Source organism: Aggregatibacter sp. HMT-949 (genome assembly GCF_041734645.1).
Classification (GTDB): Bacteria; Pseudomonadota; Gammaproteobacteria; order Enterobacterales; family Pasteurellaceae; genus Rodentibacter.
In genome coordinates, this window is sequence record NZ_CP162010.1 from 841654 (window position 1) to 857174 (window position 15521).

17 protein-coding genes, 1 other RNA gene and 1 pseudogene are annotated in these 15521 nt (G+C 44.0%); 6 read left to right on the top strand and 13 right to left on the bottom strand.

The window, feature by feature from the left end; all coding sequences use genetic code 11:
* Positions 1–5: 5 nt before the first annotated feature.
* The 3 genes from metG to AB3F25_RS03955 all read right to left on the bottom strand — a co-directional run bounded on the left by metG (position 6) and on the right by AB3F25_RS03955 (position 2644).
* Positions 6–2087, bottom strand: a complete 2082-nt coding sequence (gene metG / locus AB3F25_RS03945; protein WP_373604206.1) for a methionine--tRNA ligase — start codon at positions 2085–2087, stop codon at positions 6–8.
* A 102-nt stretch (positions 2088–2189) separates the two neighbouring features.
* Positions 2190–2468, bottom strand: coding sequence for a type II toxin-antitoxin system RelE/ParE family toxin (locus AB3F25_RS03950; protein ID WP_373604207.1), 279 nt, complete (start codon positions 2466–2468; stop codon positions 2190–2192).
* The gene (locus tag AB3F25_RS03955; protein ID WP_373604208.1) at positions 2465–2644 is read right to left on the bottom strand and encodes a hypothetical protein; all 180 of its coding nucleotides are present in this window, start codon (positions 2642–2644) and stop codon (positions 2465–2467) included. The genes AB3F25_RS03950 and AB3F25_RS03955 overlap by 4 nt, the downstream gene beginning before the upstream one ends.
* 220 nt (positions 2645–2864) lie before the next feature.
* Between AB3F25_RS03955 and apbC the strand changes: the two genes are divergently transcribed.
* The 3 genes and pseudogenes from apbC to rhuM all read left to right on the top strand — a co-directional run bounded on the left by apbC (position 2865) and on the right by rhuM (position 5456).
* Positions 2865–3977 (top strand): iron-sulfur cluster carrier protein ApbC, encoded by a 1113-nt coding sequence (gene apbC, locus AB3F25_RS03960; protein WP_373604209.1) that lies wholly within the window; start codon positions 2865–2867, stop codon positions 3975–3977.
* An 83-nt stretch (positions 3978–4060) separates the two neighbouring features.
* Positions 4061–4747, top strand: coding sequence for a Sir2 family NAD-dependent protein deacetylase (locus AB3F25_RS03965; protein WP_373604210.1), 687 nt, complete (start codon positions 4061–4063; stop codon positions 4745–4747).
* 128 nt (positions 4748–4875) lie between these two features.
* Positions 4876–5456 (top strand): annotated as a pseudogene (gene rhuM, locus AB3F25_RS03970) (RhuM family protein).
* Between the two features lie 69 nt (positions 5457–5525).
* On the opposite strand, the gene AB3F25_RS03975 reads toward rhuM, so the two are convergent.
* Positions 5526–6068, bottom strand: coding sequence for a KdsC family phosphatase (locus tag AB3F25_RS03975; protein ID WP_373604211.1), 543 nt, complete (start codon positions 6066–6068; stop codon positions 5526–5528).
* Between the two features lie 24 nt (positions 6069–6092).
* On the bottom strand, positions 6093–7028 hold the full coding sequence (locus tag AB3F25_RS03980; RefSeq protein WP_373604212.1) for a KpsF/GutQ family sugar isomerase: 936 nt from the start codon (positions 7026–7028) through the stop codon (positions 6093–6095).
* A gap of 184 nt (positions 7029–7212) precedes the next feature.
* Here AB3F25_RS03980 and rnpB point away from each other — a divergent pair.
* An RNA gene (gene rnpB, locus AB3F25_RS03985) (RNase P RNA component class A) lies at positions 7213–7603 on the top strand.
* 8 nt (positions 7604–7611) lie between these two features.
* Here the strand turns inward: rnpB and AB3F25_RS03990 are convergent.
* Positions 7612–7758 (bottom strand): hypothetical protein, encoded by a 147-nt coding sequence (locus AB3F25_RS03990; protein ID WP_373604213.1) that lies wholly within the window; start codon positions 7756–7758, stop codon positions 7612–7614.
* A gap of 108 nt (positions 7759–7866) precedes the next feature.
* Here AB3F25_RS03990 and AB3F25_RS03995 point away from each other — a divergent pair, with 108 nt between their 5' ends.
* Entirely contained in the window at positions 7867–10083 is a 2217-nt protein-coding gene (locus AB3F25_RS03995; RefSeq protein WP_373604214.1) for a TonB-dependent siderophore receptor, read from the top strand.
* Positions 10084–10138: 55 nt separating this feature from the next.
* Positions 10139–11899, top strand: a complete 1761-nt coding sequence (locus tag AB3F25_RS04000; RefSeq protein ID WP_373604215.1) for an ABC transporter ATP-binding protein/permease — start codon at positions 10139–10141, stop codon at positions 11897–11899.
* 28 nt (positions 11900–11927) lie between these two features.
* On the opposite strand, the gene AB3F25_RS04005 is transcribed toward AB3F25_RS04000, so the two are convergent.
* The 7 genes from AB3F25_RS04005 to AB3F25_RS04035 all read right to left on the bottom strand — a co-directional run bounded on the left by AB3F25_RS04005 (position 11928) and on the right by AB3F25_RS04035 (position 15416).
* On the bottom strand, positions 11928–12284 hold the full coding sequence (locus tag AB3F25_RS04005) for a type II toxin-antitoxin system PemK/MazF family toxin (protein WP_373604216.1): 357 nt from the start codon (positions 12282–12284) through the stop codon (positions 11928–11930).
* Positions 12284–12553 carry an AbrB/MazE/SpoVT family DNA-binding domain-containing protein gene (locus AB3F25_RS04010; protein ID WP_373604217.1) on the bottom strand — a complete coding sequence of 90 codons (270 nt, stop codon included), beginning with the start codon at positions 12551–12553 and terminating at the stop codon, positions 12284–12286. Before AB3F25_RS04010 ends, AB3F25_RS04005 begins: the two co-directional genes overlap by 1 nt.
* Before the next feature lie 273 nt (positions 12554–12826).
* Positions 12827–13183, bottom strand: a complete 357-nt coding sequence (locus AB3F25_RS04015) for a type II toxin-antitoxin system PemK/MazF family toxin (protein ID WP_373604218.1) — start codon at positions 13181–13183, stop codon at positions 12827–12829.
* Complete coding sequence (locus AB3F25_RS04020; protein ID WP_373604219.1) at positions 13183–13452, bottom strand: antitoxin; 270 nt, start codon at positions 13450–13452, stop codon at positions 13183–13185. Before AB3F25_RS04020 ends, AB3F25_RS04015 begins: the two co-directional genes overlap by 1 nt.
* Positions 13453–13621: 169 nt before the next feature.
* A complete protein-coding gene (locus AB3F25_RS04025; protein ID WP_373604220.1) occupies positions 13622–14755 on the bottom strand; it encodes a Fic family protein in 1134 nt (377 codons plus the stop codon).
* A gap of 138 nt (positions 14756–14893) precedes the next feature.
* Complete coding sequence (locus AB3F25_RS04030) at positions 14894–15184, bottom strand: type II toxin-antitoxin system RelE/ParE family toxin (protein WP_373604221.1); 291 nt, start codon at positions 15182–15184, stop codon at positions 14894–14896.
* A complete protein-coding gene (locus AB3F25_RS04035) occupies positions 15174–15416 on the bottom strand; it encodes a type II toxin-antitoxin system RelB/DinJ family antitoxin (RefSeq protein WP_373604222.1) in 243 nt (80 codons plus the stop codon). The genes AB3F25_RS04030 and AB3F25_RS04035 overlap by 11 nt, the downstream gene beginning before the upstream one ends.
* Between the last annotated feature and the right edge of the window lie 105 nt (positions 15417–15521).

Sequence of the window (15521 nt, forward strand, 5' to 3'; positions counted from 1 at the left end):
ATGAATTATTTCACCTGCATACCTGCCGTCACGCCGCTGTCGGCGGAAAGCAAGAATAAATCGCTGCCGCCTGTGCCGGCAGAAAGAATCATGCCTTCTGACACGCCAAATTTCATTTTGCGCGGCGCAAGGTTTGCCACCATAATTACAAAACGACCTTCTAATTCTTCAGGTTTTGAATAAGCTGCTTTGATGCCAGAGAACACTTGGCGGGTGTGATCGCCGAGATCCAATTCAAAACGTAAGAGTTTGTTGGATTCAGGCACCGCTTCGCATTTCAAGACTTTCGCGACACGCATATCGAGTTTAGCAAAATCATCGATAGTGATGGTTTCGGCGATAGGCTCAACATTGGCGTTTTCAGAAGAAAGTGCGGTGGATTTTGCCGCTGTTTTTTCTGCCGCTTTATTGGCTTCGGCATCGGCTTTAGCCGAATTGGCAAAGAGCGCTTTGGTTTCTTCCAGCACCGCATCAATTTGTTTTTTCTCTAAACGTGAGAATAATGCTTTAAATGGCGCGAGCGTATGACCAAGCAATGGCTGATTGATGTTGTCCCAACGTAATTCTGTTTGTAAGAAGATTTCAGCGCGTTCAGCCAGTTTCGGCAACACCGGTTTTAAATAAGCCATTAACACGCGGAAAAGCTCAATGCCCATTGAGCAAACCGCTTGTAATTCCGCTTCTTTGCCTTCTTCTTTCGCAATCACCCAAGGGGCTTTCTCGTCGATATATTTGTTGGCTTTGTCGGTCAATGCCATAATTTCGCGGATCGCTTTGTTGTATTCGCGACTTTCGTAATAAGTAGCGATTTGTTCTGCTTGCGCAGTAAATTCCGCAAATAGGGTTTCATCTTCTAATTTATCGGCAAGTTTGCCGGCAAAACGTTTTGCGATAAAACCTGCGTTACGTGAAGCCAAATTCACCAACTTATTCACAATATCCGTGTTTACGCGTTGTACGAAATCTTCTAAGTTAAAATCTAAATCTTCAATGCGATTGTTCAGTTTCGCCGCGTAGTAATAACGCAAGCATTCCGGATCGATGTGATTCAAATATGTACTCGCTTGAATAAAGGTGCCACGTGATTTTGACATTTTCGCGCCATCCACGGTGACATAACCGTGTGCGAAAACGTTAGTCGGTTTACGATAGCCACTGCCTTCTAACATTGCCGGCCAAAACAGACTGTGGAAATACACGATGTCTTTACCGATAAAGTGATACAGTTCCGCCTCACTGCCTTCCGCCCAAAATTCGTTGAAATCAATACCTTCGCGGTCGCAAAGATTTTTGAAGGACGCCATATAACCAATTGGCGCATCCAACCAAACATAGAAGAATTTATCTTTTGCCCCCGGAATCTCAAAGCCGAAATAAGGCGCATCACGAGAAATATCCCATTGTTGCAAACCACTTTCAAACCATTCTTGCATTTTGTTAGCGATTTCAGATTGAAGCGTTCCGGAATGTGTCCAGTCTTGCAACATGGCTTCAAATGCCGGTAAATCAAAGAAGAAGTGCTCGGATTCTTTCACAATTGGTGTTGCACCGGAAACGACAGAACGTGGATTGATTAAATCCATTGGGCTATAAGTTGAAGCACACACTTCGCAGTTATCGCCATATTGATCTTCTGCTTTGCATTTCGGGCAAGTGCCTTTCACAAAACGATCCGGCAAGAACATCTTTTTTTCAGGATCAAACAGCTGAGAAATCACTTTACTTTTAATGAAATCGTTGGCTTTTAATTTATTATAAATTTCCGCGGTGAGCAGTTTGTTTTCTTCGCTGTGCGTGGAGTGATAGTTATCAAAACTAATATTAAAACCGGCGAAATCGCGCGCGTGATCCGCTTTTGCGCGCGCAATGAGTTCTTCCGGCGTAATCCCGAGTTTATCGGCATTCAACATAATTGGTGTGCCGTGTGCATCGTCGGCACAGACAAAATAGATTTTATTGCCACGCATACGTTGAAAACGTACCCAAATATCCGCTTGAATATGTTCCAACATATGGCCTAAATGAATTGCGCCATTGGCATAAGGCAGGGCACAAGTCACTAAAATTTTACGGGGTTGATTTGACATTTTATTCTCTTTTATTAGGCAAAAAATTGGGCGGTATCTTATCTGAAAAAAGGCTTTTTTTCCAGTTGGAAAACTGAGGGAAAGGTAAATTGGAGATTAAATTTAATGGTTAATGCCTTTTGGTAAAAATGCATAAATTAACACATAAGGTTCTGCGACTAGAAATTTAACCGAATGACCGTTTTTCAAAGGAAAAATATGAAATTGACCGTCACGATAAGCTGCTGCAACATAACTTAATTTTCCTGCCAGCTGCTCTATTTCGTTAATGAATTGATCGGCTATTTCCATATTTTGGCTTTGGCTATAAATATATTCGGCTTTATCTAAAAGTTGAAAACGCGCCATTTCAGACCAGCGAACGATATAATCTTGCTTCATCGTTTCAATACCTTACGTAAATCCGCGACTACTTCTTCATGTGAATAGGTTTTAATTTCATCATTCAGTACACTTTGTAAAAAACGTTGTTCTTCCGTTAATGATTGTTCAAAACGTGACAAGATTTTCTTTTGAAAATCAGTGTTAGCTTGTGATTGAGGTTTAATATGTTGCATATATTTTCCTATTTATTTTAATTTGTTAACTATTAGATAAGATGGATTGTATAGTAACGAATAGTTAGATCTGATACAAGAAACAAGCGAATGGGATAAAAGAATAAATCAGAAAAAGAATTTTCAAAAACTTTAACTTAACACACCGCACTTTCCGTGGTTTAATAGCCGCGTTTAAATATCCCGACAAATTTACTCTACTAAACAGAAAGGAAGTTTTATGACAACCTACTTTTCCGACAATCTAACCGCTGAACAGCAAACCCAAATTCAACAAATTCTTCAACAATTCCAACATCCAAGCCTGCAAAAAGATCTGATTGCGCTGAATACTTTAAAAAAAGTGGAAGAGGGCGGCGAGATCTTACGCATTGAATTACAACTGCCTTTTGCGTGGAATACGGGCGTAGAGGCGTTGAAAAAAGCCGTTTCCGACGCTTTATTAAAAGCGGCGGATTGCAAAGAAATTAAATGGGCGGTGAATTATCAAATTGCCACCCTGAAACGTGCGAATAATCAACCGGCCGTAAAAGGCGTGAAAAATATTATTGCCGTCACGTCGGGCAAAGGCGGCGTGGGAAAATCCAGCGTGTCCGTCAATCTAGCCCTTGCATTACAAGCTCAAGGCGCGCGCGTAGGGATTTTAGACGCAGATATTTATGGCCCGTCCATTCCACATATGCTGGGAGCACCGCATCAACGTCCGACTTCACCGGATAATCAACATATCACGCCGATTAAAGCGCATGGTTTATCGGCAAATTCCATCGGTTTCTTAATGGATGAAGACAGCGCAACCATTTGGCGCGGCCCGATGGCAAGCAGTGCTTTAAGCCAATTATTGAACGAGACTTTGTGGGATAGCTTGGATTATCTTGTCATCGATATGCCTCCTGGCACCGGCGACATTCAACTCACTTTGTCCCAACAAATTCCGGTAACGGGCGCAGTAGTGGTAACCACGCCGCAAGACATCGCTTTATTGGATGCAGTGAAAGGCGTTTCAATGTTTGAACGCGTATCTGTGCCGGTGCTTGGCATTGTAGAAAATATGTCGATGCATATTTGCAGCAACTGCCGCCATCACGAAGCCATTTTCGGCACCGGTGGCGCAGAAAAAATGGCAGAAAAATACAATGTGAAAGTGTTGGCGCAATTGCCATTACATATCCGCATTCGTGAAGATCTGGATAAAGGCAATCCAACCTTGGTGGCAGCACCTGAAAGCGAAATCACCCAAGCCTTCTTACAACTTGCTGAAAAAGTTTCCACCGAGCTTTACTGGCAAGGTTCGGTAATTCCAAGCGAGATTTTATTTAGAGAAGTGAAATAATGACTAGGGCTGTGGTGATAGCCCTTTTTTTTTACATTTAAAAACGATTTAATTTTTGATCGCACTTTTCAGCGGAGAAAACTATGACAAAACCAATTTGCGTTGTGTTGACCGGCGCGGGCATTAGTGCCGAAAGTGGAATTCCGACTTTCCGCGCGGAAGATGGATTATGGGCGGGGCATAAAATTGAAGAAGTTTGCACGCCGGAAGCCTTAAAGAAAAATCGTGCGAAAGTGTTGGATTTTTATAACGAACGCCGCCGCAACGCACAAGCAGCTCAACCGAATGCGGCACATTTGGTGTTGGTGGAGTTAGAAAAAGCCTATGACGTTCACATCATCACGCAAAACGTGGACGATTTACATGAACGGGCTGGTAGTAAAAATGTACTTCATTTACACGGCGAACTTAACAAAGCGAGAAGTAGTTTTGATCCTGATTATATTGTTCCTTGTTTTGACGATCAGAAATTAGAGGACAAAGATGAAAATGGCTATCCAATGCGTCCGCACATCGTCTTTTTTGGCGAAAATGTACCGATGTTGCCGAAAGCCGAAGAACTGGTGAAAAAAGCGGATATCGTGATTGTCATCGGTACATCATTGCAAGTTTATCCGGCAAATGGATTGGTCAATGAAGCGCCGAGCTGGGCAAAAATTTATTTAATCGATCCGCATCCGAATAGCGGGTTCATTCGTCAACAAGTTGAAATTATCGCGATGAAAGCCGGAGCTGGTGTTCCAAAAGTAGTAAACGCGTTATTGAAGTAAAAGAACTCCTTATATTTATTGCCATTCAAATGTCATTTTGCAATTCGGCTCAAAAAATCAACAAAATATACTTGTCTTTTTCTTAAAATTTCACCAGAGCTACCTGATTTCATTTACAGGAGAGAACGATGAACAGTCAAATTCAAATTTATCAATCGGAAGACGGGCAAGTTTCGTTACAGGTTTCGTTGGAAAATGAGACGGTATGGCTTAATCAACCTCAAATGGCAATGTTATTTGATACGAGCACCGACAATATCAGTTTGCACTTGAAAAATATTTACGCAGAAGGTGAGCTTGATGAGAATCTAACTACCGAGGATTTCTCGGTAGTTCGCCAAGAGGGAAAACGTCAGGTTAAGCGTACGTTAAAACACTATAACCTTGATGCCATTATTTCCGTAGGTTACCGCATTAGTTCTAAACGGGCGAAGAATTGTTTTATCCGAATGTGGCCAGTCGCGCGGCGCATTTGTTGTATTTCGTGATCAAAAATCACCCGCTTGCAGACGGAAATAAACGCACCGGTTCTTTCTTGTTTTTGTTGTACTTGCATTTGAATCAACATTTATTGGCAAAACCGGTAGAACGGCTGATTAACGAAAATACCCTTGTAGCATTGGCGTTGTTGGTGGCGGAAAGTTTGCCGGAGCAAAAGGAATTGATGATCAAATTAATCGAGCATTTTGTTGAAATAAAGCAGAATTAGCCTAGCAAAACAGCACCGCATTGAAGCGGCTTTCAATGCGGTGCTGTTTTGAGAGGAGAACGTCAATTTTTACTGCCCCATATTCTTCACCGATTGCAAAAATCCCTGCGCACTGTCAAATACGGCAGATTTGCCTTGCGCTTGCAGAATCATATCGGACATTTCCCGAAATGCGCCTTTGCCGCCTTGGGTAGAAAGGACATAATCCGCCGTATTTTTCACATAACTTGGCGCGTCGGCTACCGCGAAAGCAACGCCGCACACGGCGAATGCCGGCAGATCCACGCTGTCATCGCCGATATAAGCGGTTTGTTCGGGCGTAACGCCGGCTTGTTTCATTAAATCAAAACAGGCGCTTTCTTTTTCTAATTTACCGAGGAAAAATAATTTAATGCCAAGATCGGCGATTCTACGGCGCAAAACGGCAGAATCTCTGCCGGATAGCAAGGCGACTTGAATACCGGCGTTCATCAGCATTTTCATACCTAACCCGTCGCGCACATGAAAACTTTTGATCGCTTCGCCATTGGCGTCATAATGCAGTTGTCCGTCGGTCAGCACGCCGTCCACGTCGGTAATCACCAATTTAATTTTTTCTAATTTTTGTTGCATGATGCTTCCTTAACTTGGGTTTCCTTAGCTTGAAAATTCCACTAATCCGACCACGCGATTTTCATCATCCACCACAACCAACGAGTGAATTTTCTTCGCTTTCATCAACTCTTCCGCTTTGGCTAAAAATTCCTCTTGATGAATCGTTTTCGGCGAACGGGTCATAAAATCTTGCGCGGTTTTGTTCAGCGTGTCGGCACCGTTTGCGGTTAAGGCGCGGCGAATGTCGCCGTCAGTGATAATGCCTTTTAGTTGTTGGTTTTCCATCACTAAGGCCACCCCCATTCGACCTTCATTCATTGCGCTTAAACAGTCCGTAAAATTGCTGTTTGGCGCAATAACCGGCAAGCGCGTTTGCATTTGGTCTTTCACTTTGCATAACAAGCGACGTCCAAGGCTACCGCCCGGATGGAATTTGGCGAAATCCGCCGGTTGAAAATCGCGCGCGGTGATCAAAGACACCGCTAACGCATCACCGAGAGCCAGAGTGACTAAGGCAGACGTGGTTGGCGCCAAATTATTCGGGCAAACTTCGCGTTCCACCGTAATATCCAATACATAATCCGCGTGACGGGCCAGCGTCGAATTTTTATTACTGGTTAACGCAATAATTTGATTACCGAAATTTTTCAGACTCGGGATCAGTTTGTTCACATCGTCCGTTTCGCCGCTGTAAGAAATCAGCATAACAATATCAATCGGTTTAAGCATACCCAAATCGCCGTGAAAGGCTTCTGTCGGATGTAAAAAGAAACTTGGCGTGCCGGTGGAGGCAAAAGTCGCCACCATTTTCTTGCCGATTAAACCGGATTTACCGATGCCGCCGATAACTAAACGTCCTCGGCAAGCCAAAATCAATTCCACGACTTGATTAAAGTCATCGTTCAAACGTCGACTTAATTGCGTCAATGCGGTGCTCTCCACGGCAAGCGTGTCGCGAGCGATTTGTAGATAATTCATAACCATCCTAACCTGCGTTGAAATGGCGCTATTTTAGCTGAATGGCATCAAAAAACGAATGAAAAATTATGTCCTCTTGCTGATACGAGAGCTTACGATATTGCGCCTGAAGCTATGATATATGCGCATTTAAAATTCGTTAGGTTTTATTGACCGCACTTTTGTTAATCTCTATACTACGCGCCGAGTTGGTCAGACAATCGCTGGTTTATTGAAGCCCTTAACCGTGTTGCACGCCTGTGCAATACAACATAGCGGGACAAGTAAACGAGAGGAAAGTCCGAGCTACACAGGGCAGAGTGCCGGATAACGTCCGGGGGGCGCGAGCCTACGACCAGTGCAACAGAGAGCAGACCGCCGTGCAAACGGTAAGGGTGAAAGGGTGCGGTAAGAGCGCACCGTGCCGCCGGTAACGGTTGGCAGCAGGGTAAACTCCACTCGTAGCAAAACCAAGTAGGGACTCAAAAGGGGTGGCCCGCCCTGAGTTCGGGTAGGTTGCTTGAACGGCGGAGTAATTCGCCGTCTAGAGGAATGATTGTCCGCGACAGAACTCGGCTTACAGACCAACTCAAATAACCGCACTTTAGTTTGTTTTTGAGGAACGAATTAAAGTGCGGTTATTTTTTGCCGGAAGTTCGCCTGATTCCAACGGTTTATCGAGATCGCGTTTCAGCACCGCATTGAAGCCCGCCGGATAAGCGTCCAATGCGGTGCTGATTTCGATGTTCACAGAATTTTTATGACGGGATAATTAATGCGAATAATTCCTATTGAGTCGGGCAATCGTTTTCGTTATACTTGCCGCCGTTTTTTTACTCTCATTTTAAGGAAACCAAGAATGACTTTTAAACATAGCGTAATTTATACCGCGATTTTGGCGAGTATTGCCGGTTCCGCGTTGGCGCATCCGCAAGAGCAAAAACAAGCAAAAGTCGGCGAAAATACGGAAGTGCTGGATACGATTGACGTAAACGCACAGGAATTACAGCAAATCGGTTATCACGCTGTCGGAACTTCGTCCGTTTCAAAAGTAAATGTGCCGATTATTGATACGCCGACCACGGTAAATGTGGTGACAACAAAATTAATCGAAGATCGTAAACCGAATGATTTGATTGACGCCCTTTCCAGCGTGAGCGGGGTAAGCCAAGCCAATACGTTGGGCGGAGTGTTTGATGCGGTGCAAAAACGCGGCTTCGGCGGTAACCGTGATAATTCAATTATGCGTAACGGTATGCAAGCGGGGCCGTCACATAACTTCGGTGCGACCACGGAAACCGTGGAAGTCTTGAAGGGGCCGGCATCAGTGCTTTACGGTATTCAAGATCCGGGCGGCATTATTAATGTGATTAGCAAAAAACCGCAGCAAGAAAGTAAACACGTAGTCGGGGCGAGCTTCGGCACTCATAATATGTGGGGGACGCAATTCGATTCTACAGGCGGTTTAGGCAACGGTTTTGCGTATCGCTTTATTTACGACAAACAAGAAAAAGATTATTGGCGTAATTTCGGTCAGATCAAAAGTACCACTTATGCCCCGTCGCTTTCTTGGGAAAACGGTAAAACAAAAGTTTTAGCGACTTACGAACATCTTGATTATACACAGCCGTTTGATCGCGGTACCCAATTGGTTAACGGCCACGTAGTGAATATTCCGGCGGAACGTCGTTTAGACGAGCCGAATAACCAAACCTATGGCAAAACCGACAATATTCAAGTAAAACTCGAACATAAGTTAAATGACCAATGGAAAATCAACTTTGCTTACGGTTATGCGCGCGATAAATATCATTATCGCCAAACCCGTGTAGTGGCAGTAAATACCAACGATAGCGCAACTTTAACCTATCAGCAACGCAATGCGCGGGGCGTGGTAATTTATTCCAATCCTTTGGCACCGCGCACTGCATTGCGTCGTACCGAAATGCAAGCCGCCGATCAGCGCATTCATACTGCATCGGCCAATTTAATCGGTGAATTCGCTATCGGCGAAGTGGCCAACCGTTTTATCTTTGGACTGGATGCAACACGCAACTATCGCACAACCGGGCCAGTTTATAACAACGGGCTATGGCGCACCATTAATATCGATCATCCGGTTTATACCAATCCGCCGGCAGTGGCAGCACCGGCAGCAAACAACTATCAGATTAACCATATCAAAACACTTGGCGCATTCCTTCAAGATACCGCTTACCTTACCGATAACGTTATCTTAACCGGCGGCTTGCGTTATGAATATTTTGATCAAGTAGCCGGACGGCACCGCATTGGCGCGACTTTCGTACCGAACACCAAACAACATGACGGCAAACTGCTTTATCAATTCGGTGCGGTTTATAAGTTGACATCAAACTGGGCGACTTATGCCAATTATGCGGAATCTTTCCGTCCGCAATATAGTATTGCGGATAAAGTGTCTTCGGATTTGGCACCGGAAAAAGGCAAATCCATTGAAACCGGTATGAAATACGAAAGCGCTGATATTAATGCCACCTTGGCTTTATTTAATATCAATAAACACAACGTTTCACAAACAGATGCAAACGGTGACGTTTACATCGCGGGCAAACAACGTTCTCGCGGTATCGAAATTGATATTAACGGTAACATTACCGATAAATTAAGCGCTTCCGCCACTTATACTTATACCAAAGTGAAAAGCTTAAAAGACGATAAATACGGCGATGCGGTAGGTAAACAATTAAATGGCGTACCAAAACATCAAGCGGCGTTATTCTTAAGCTACGATTTAGGCGAGTTTTTAAGCGGCCACTGGCGTGTCGGCACCGGCGCGCGTTATCTCGGCAGTTGGACGGCTTATAGTTCTAACTATAAAAAGGCTTATAAAATTCCAAGCGCCACCGTTTACGATGCTTATTTAGCTTACGAAACGAAAATTGCGGGTAAAAAAGTTAACCTTCAATTGAATGGTAAAAACCTATCCGACAAAGTGTATTATCAATCCACTTCCGGTAATGCGGATAATTACATCGTGCCGGTGTCTTTAGGCTATGGTCGTGAAGTAATGCTTAACGCAAAAGTGGAATTTTAATTAACCGCTAAAATTTAGGGCGAAGCTTTCGCCCTTTTTTCGTTTATGGAAATTTATGAACTGGCAAACCGAACTTAATAACAGTTTAAGCTGGCTTTTAAACGCCCTTTTCTGGGTGGTGTTGTGCTTTGTCATCAGCATCGCTGCCTTGAAACAAACCGCCTTCGGCAAAAAATTTTGGCAAATTGCCGCGCCTTCCGTAACGCGGCAAAACTGCTTCAAAATCATCGCGTTGTTACTCTTGCTATTTTTAATGATTTTGCTTGAAGTGCGCTTTAGTGTGCTTAACTCATTTTTTTACAACGGCTTATATAGCGCAATGCAAGAACTCGACGCCGATAAATTCTGGTTTTTCGCCAAACTCAATGCGGTGCTGGTTTTAGTGCAAGTGATTCACTCCATCGCCGATTATTTTCTACGCCAGGTATTTGAAATCCGCTGGCTGGAAAGCCTCAATGCGGTGCTGTTACGACGTTGGCTGGAAAACAAAAAGTATTATCGCCTTAAATACGAACGCGAACTGCCCGACAATATCGATCAGCGGATCGAACAAGATGCACGCGAATTTATTTCCAGCACCGTACAAATTGCGCGCGGCGTCATCAATTCTGTTCTCACCACCATTGAATTCACCATTATTCTTTGGTCGCTGTCCGGTGTGTTAAGCCTATTTGGATTGAACATCGAAAAGGGCGTCGTCTTTTTTATTTATGCCTTCATCATTTTTGCTACGCTAATGTCCGTGTGGATCGGCCACCCGCTAATCAAACTCAACTTTAACAAAGAAAAACTCAACGGCGATTATCGTTATTCCCTCATTCGCGTGCGCGACAATGCGGAAAGTATCGCCTTTTATCAAGGCGAACAAAAAGAACGCATTTTCTTGCAGCACAAATTTGCCGACATTATTCGCAACCGCTGGGCGATTGTATTGAAAATGCTCGGCTTGGACGGCTTTAACACCGGCGTCACCCGCACCGCCAAATTGCTGCCATTAATGTTGCAAGCACCGCGTTTTTTCAGCGGCCAAATCAAACTTGGCGATATGCACCAAACCGTACAAGCGTTTAACCGCTTAATGACCGCATTATCCTTTTTCCGCTTGTTTTACGAACAATTCACCCTTTACCAAGCGCGCCTAAATCGTCTGCACGGCTTTATGACCAAATTAGACGACCTGGATCAATCGGAAGTAAGCCGGCCTTACAAATGCTCAAATCGCGTAGCATTGAAAGATTTCGGCATAAAAGACGAACAAGGACGCCTTTTGCTTAACAATATTAACGTCGAATTAACAAATGGCGACGCCTTGCTGATTCAAGGCGCTTCCGGCACCGGCAAAACCACTTTATTGAAAGCCATTGCGGGAATTTACCCTTTTGAAACCGTCGGCATTGCCGAACATCCGTGCAGCGGCAGCCTGTTCCTGCCTCAACGTCCTTATATGCCGCAAGGCACCTTGCGCGAAGCCATTTGTTATCCTGACATCAATCCGCATCACGAAGAACTGGAAAACATAATGCGCGATTGTTGTTTGGAGAAATACTTGCCCGCGCTGGATCAAGAAAACGACTGGCAAGCCGTTCTCTCGCCGGGTGAATTGCAACGCGTCGCTTTCATTCGCATTTTGCTCACCAAACCCGATGTCGTGTTTCTCGACGAAACCACCTCGGCACTGGACGAACCGACGGAACAATTACTTTATCAAACCATCAAAACCCGCCTGCCGAATATGATTATTTTAAGCATCGGCCACCGCGGCACCCTTCATCAATTCCACAACAAACAATTAAGTTTGGCCGTGTGTATTGTGTAAAAAAATTGCCCCAAATTTGGGGCATTTTTTACTCATCTTTTAAAATAGCTTCAATGATATCTTGCGTTTCAGATAAAACATAATCAGGCACAGATTCAATTTTTTGGGCGTTTCGATTCCTGAAATCAATTATTCGAGCTTGATATGCAACGATAACGCCTTGCGTTCTACAGCCGGTTCCGCTTAATGTCACGGCAAAGCCATTATTTCTGGCAAGCGCCGCATTGCCTTGTGTAATCGGGGCGATCATCATAAATCCTAATTTGTGAAATTTGCTACTGCTTAATACTAAAGCCGGGCGTCTTTCTCCTTGCAGTTCATTTCCTACCACCGGATTTAAGCAAACAGTAATGATATCGCCTCTTTTAAATGTTGAACCGGCCATTAAATTTCTTTTCCTCTCGGTGTGAGTGAATCCCATTCTTCAACAACGGGTAACCGTTCAAGTTCAGTCATGGCAAGGCGTTCACTTAATGTTAATCTTCTTTTTTTCTCCGGGGTATTCGGAAGAATCACCACTTTAATCGTATCGTGACTAATTTTTTCTAACTCTAAAAAATCGCCCATATTTAAATTCATTGCATCAGTAAAGTCCTTTGGTAAACGGATTGCCTTACTATTACCCCATTGTTTCACTTGTAGTCGCATATTCATAATTTACATTGCTGACAAAATTCAGCCTCTCCCCAATCGTTAATCCTTTAGTTTAGCCCTTTTTAGTATCACTTAATGATACGTTTTAAGTATAGCCTTGTTTGCCTTGATTTCAAATTAAAAATTGTCCTGATTTCCCCCAAAACCCCAAAATCCAAAACACCTCCAATGCGGTGCTCCCACGCAACTTCAAATCAGCACCGCATTGAAGCCGTAAAGTTCCCGCAAAAAAAAAGCCGCAACGCGGCTTAATAGAATTTTACGGAGGAAAGCTTATTGCGGATCAATCAAATCCACCAGTTTCATCACCACCTCTTCGATCAAATAATCCTCTGCAATTGTCGCGAACTTAGCCTGACGCGCGGCTAAATCCAATGCCCTCACTTGATGGCAAAGAATGACCCCGGTGATCGTACCGGACGCCGTACTATTGCCCTCAAGCGCCACCGTTACATTTTGCGAACGTGCCGCCTTTCCGCCGGTTGAAATAGGGCAACACAACGCCGTACCCAATGCCCGATTTAACAACTCATCGGTCACCACAATAAAATAATGCGGCTGACGCAGCTCACTGCCTTTGGTCGGATCCGGATCGACATGCCAAATCTCACCTTTTTTCGGAACACGCATCAAATCATCTCCTTGCCCACGCATTTCGTCTCACTAAAATCGCTCACCGACGCATTTAGCTCGGCAATCTCTGTCGAATCAATCCCGGACAACAATTCCGACACCGTCTTCCGCCCGCGCGCCGCGCGTTTCACCGGTGTTAACACGATCTGTTCGCCCTGTGCCTGCAAATTAATTTTATAGCCGATCTGCCAACCCATCTGTTGCAAAATTGCCATCGGAACAGTCAATACCGCCGCCCCGCCTTGTTGTCTTAAGGTCGATTGCATCTGCTTCCTCCTAAAATGTGATTTTGTGAAACATTATAAAACTGCTAAAAAATAATGCAATCACCCTCACTCCAATGCGGTGCTCCCACGCAACTTCAAATCAGCACCGCATTGAAGCCACAAAAAAAGCCGCAACGCGGCTTCGTTCAATAATTTGCCCGACGGCGAGCTAATCTTCGGCGGATAACATTTCAGGCGACAACAACGTATAACTCACACTTCGTCCGCCGCCTTCCGCACGTTGCAAAATGCGTTTTTCTACCAAATCGGTTAAATCACGCAATGCCGTATCGCGCGAAACTTTTGTCAACGCCGCATATTTTTTATTCGTCAGGTTACCTTCAAAATGATCAAGCAAACGATTCAACACTTTTTTCTGACGTTCGTTTAACGAAAAAGTATGCCAATGGCGCCAATAACGATTTTTTATCAACACGTTTTCCAATGTTTCTTGCGCATTACGCATCGCATCAATCACCGCCTGCAAAAACCAACGGATCCACGCCGTTAATGACACCTCGGCTTTTTGCGTTTGTTCCAAAATATCATAATAATCCGCGCGCACTTTTTGAATTTGCCCTGAAAGACTATAAAAACGAAACCCATGATTATCCGCCTTGGTTAATAAATAATCCGCAATTGCACGTGCGATACGTCCATTTCCGTCTTCAAAAGGGTGCAACGTTAAAAACCAAAGATGGGCGATAGCCGCTTTAATAAAAGGATCAAGCCCGTTTTCATCATTTATCCAAGCCAAAAAAAGCGGCATTTCACTTTTTAGCCGCTCGGCTGGCGGTGCTTGAAAATGAATTTTCGGTTCACCGAAACGACCGGAAATAACCTGCATCGCGCCTTCTCGATCATCGCGAAATTGCGCCACATGAATTTTTGCCATCCCGCTATAACCGGTAGGAAATAGCGCAGCATGCCAGCCGAATAAACGCTCAAGAGTCAAAGGTGTTTGATAATTTTCCACCGCATCCAACGTCATCTCCACCACGCCCTCGACCACGCGATCGACCGGCGTAAGCCCGCCCGTCTCAATGCCCAAACGACGCGCCAAGGACGAACGAACGGATTGCGCATTTAAAAGCTCGCCCTCAATCTCACTATTTTTCAGCACCGTCTCGCTTAACATCTGCAAACTGATCGCCGTTCGCTCAGCTAGCCCGATATCCCATAACCGCCCCAATAACAATCCCTGTCGATAATGCGCCTGACTTAATAAATCCGTCACCGCCACCGCATCATATTGCCAATCCGTCCAATTTTCCTGTTGCCAAATATAGCTTTGCGTGTTCATACGGCAATTATTTCCTCTATTTGCCTTAAAAAATAAGGCGAATAATATAATTATTCACCTTAAAAGTCACCCAAATTTCACTCCAATGCGGTGCTCCCACGCAAGTTCAAATCAGCACCGCATTGAATTTTCTACGGGTTAAAAGAAAAGTCTTTCTTTGGCTTTATCGTAAGTTTCTTCTTTTTCTAGTTTGCCCACGGCCACAACAAAAACCACGACTTTTTCATGCTGAATTTGGTAAACCAAGCGATAGCCTAATTTTTTCAGCTTGATTTTATAACAATAAGGAAATTCTCTTAGACGGTTGGCCGGAATATCCGGGTTTATTAACACGGCTGCTAATTTCTTTTTGAATTGTGTTTTCACCGTTTCATCTAGCTTTTTCCATTCTTTTAACGCCCGCGGATCAAACTCTAATTCATAATTCATCTAAACTCACCTTAATCCCTTGTTGCGGATTTGCCAAACGATAACGCACCGTTTCCAATAATTCTTGTTCCTCATCCGTTACGCTGACAGACTTAATCGGCAATTTTTGATTTTCCGTAATATATTGAAAATAAAGACGAATCGCTTCACTCGGCGAAATATTTAAACGTTCAAGAATCGCATAAGTTTTTTGTTTCAATTCGTCGTCTAAACGAACATTTAGTGTAGCCATAATTTCCCTCATTTGTAATGCAAAATGTAATGCAATGGTAGTTTGATTTTATCTAAAAGTAAAATGGTATTTATTACCGTACTACCAAATCAGCACCGCATTGAA

Excerpts from the sequence above, each read along its gene's own strand:
- AB3F25_RS04035 (WP_373604222.1), bottom strand. The coding sequence starts at position 15,416 with ATGGCTACACTAAATGTTCGTTTAGACGACGAATTGAAACAAAAAACT.
- AB3F25_RS04025 (WP_373604220.1), bottom strand. The coding sequence starts at position 14,755 with ATGAACACGCAAAGCTATATTTGGCAACAGGAAAATTGGACGGATTGG.
- AB3F25_RS04015 (WP_373604218.1), bottom strand. The coding sequence starts at position 13,183 with ATGCGTGTTCCGAAAAAAGGTGAGATTTGGCATGTCGATCCGGATCCG.
- AB3F25_RS03950 (WP_373604207.1), bottom strand. The coding sequence starts at position 2,468 with ATGAAGCAAGATTATATCGTTCGCTGGTCTGAAATGGCGCGTTTTCAA.
- AB3F25_RS03955 (WP_373604208.1), bottom strand. The coding sequence starts at position 2,644 with ATGCAACATATTAAACCTCAATCACAAGCTAACACTGATTTTCAAAAG.
- metG (WP_373604206.1), bottom strand. The coding sequence starts at position 2,087 with ATGTCAAATCAACCCCGTAAAATTTTAGTGACTTGTGCCCTGCCTTAT.
- AB3F25_RS04005 (WP_373604216.1), bottom strand. The coding sequence starts at position 12,284 with ATGGCCGGTTCAACATTTAAAAGAGGCGATATCATTACTGTTTGCTTA.
- AB3F25_RS03980 (WP_373604212.1), bottom strand. The coding sequence starts at position 7,028 with ATGAATTATCTACAAATCGCTCGCGACACGCTTGCCGTGGAGAGCACC.
- AB3F25_RS03995 (WP_373604214.1), top strand. The coding sequence starts at position 7,867 with ATGACTTTTAAACATAGCGTAATTTATACCGCGATTTTGGCGAGTATT.
- AB3F25_RS03965 (WP_373604210.1), top strand. The coding sequence starts at position 4,061 with ATGACAAAACCAATTTGCGTTGTGTTGACCGGCGCGGGCATTAGTGCC.
- apbC (WP_373604209.1), top strand. The coding sequence starts at position 2,865 with ATGACAACCTACTTTTCCGACAATCTAACCGCTGAACAGCAAACCCAA.
- AB3F25_RS04020 (WP_373604219.1), bottom strand. The coding sequence starts at position 13,452 with ATGCAATCGACCTTAAGACAACAAGGCGGGGCGGCGGTATTGACTGTT.
- AB3F25_RS04010 (WP_373604217.1), bottom strand. The coding sequence starts at position 12,553 with ATGAATATGCGACTACAAGTGAAACAATGGGGTAATAGTAAGGCAATC.
- AB3F25_RS04030 (WP_373604221.1), bottom strand. The coding sequence starts at position 15,184 with ATGAATTATGAATTAGAGTTTGATCCGCGGGCGTTAAAAGAATGGAAA.
- AB3F25_RS04000 (WP_373604215.1), top strand. The coding sequence starts at position 10,139 with ATGAACTGGCAAACCGAACTTAATAACAGTTTAAGCTGGCTTTTAAAC.
- AB3F25_RS03975 (WP_373604211.1), bottom strand. The coding sequence starts at position 6,068 with ATGCAACAAAAATTAGAAAAAATTAAATTGGTGATTACCGACGTGGAC.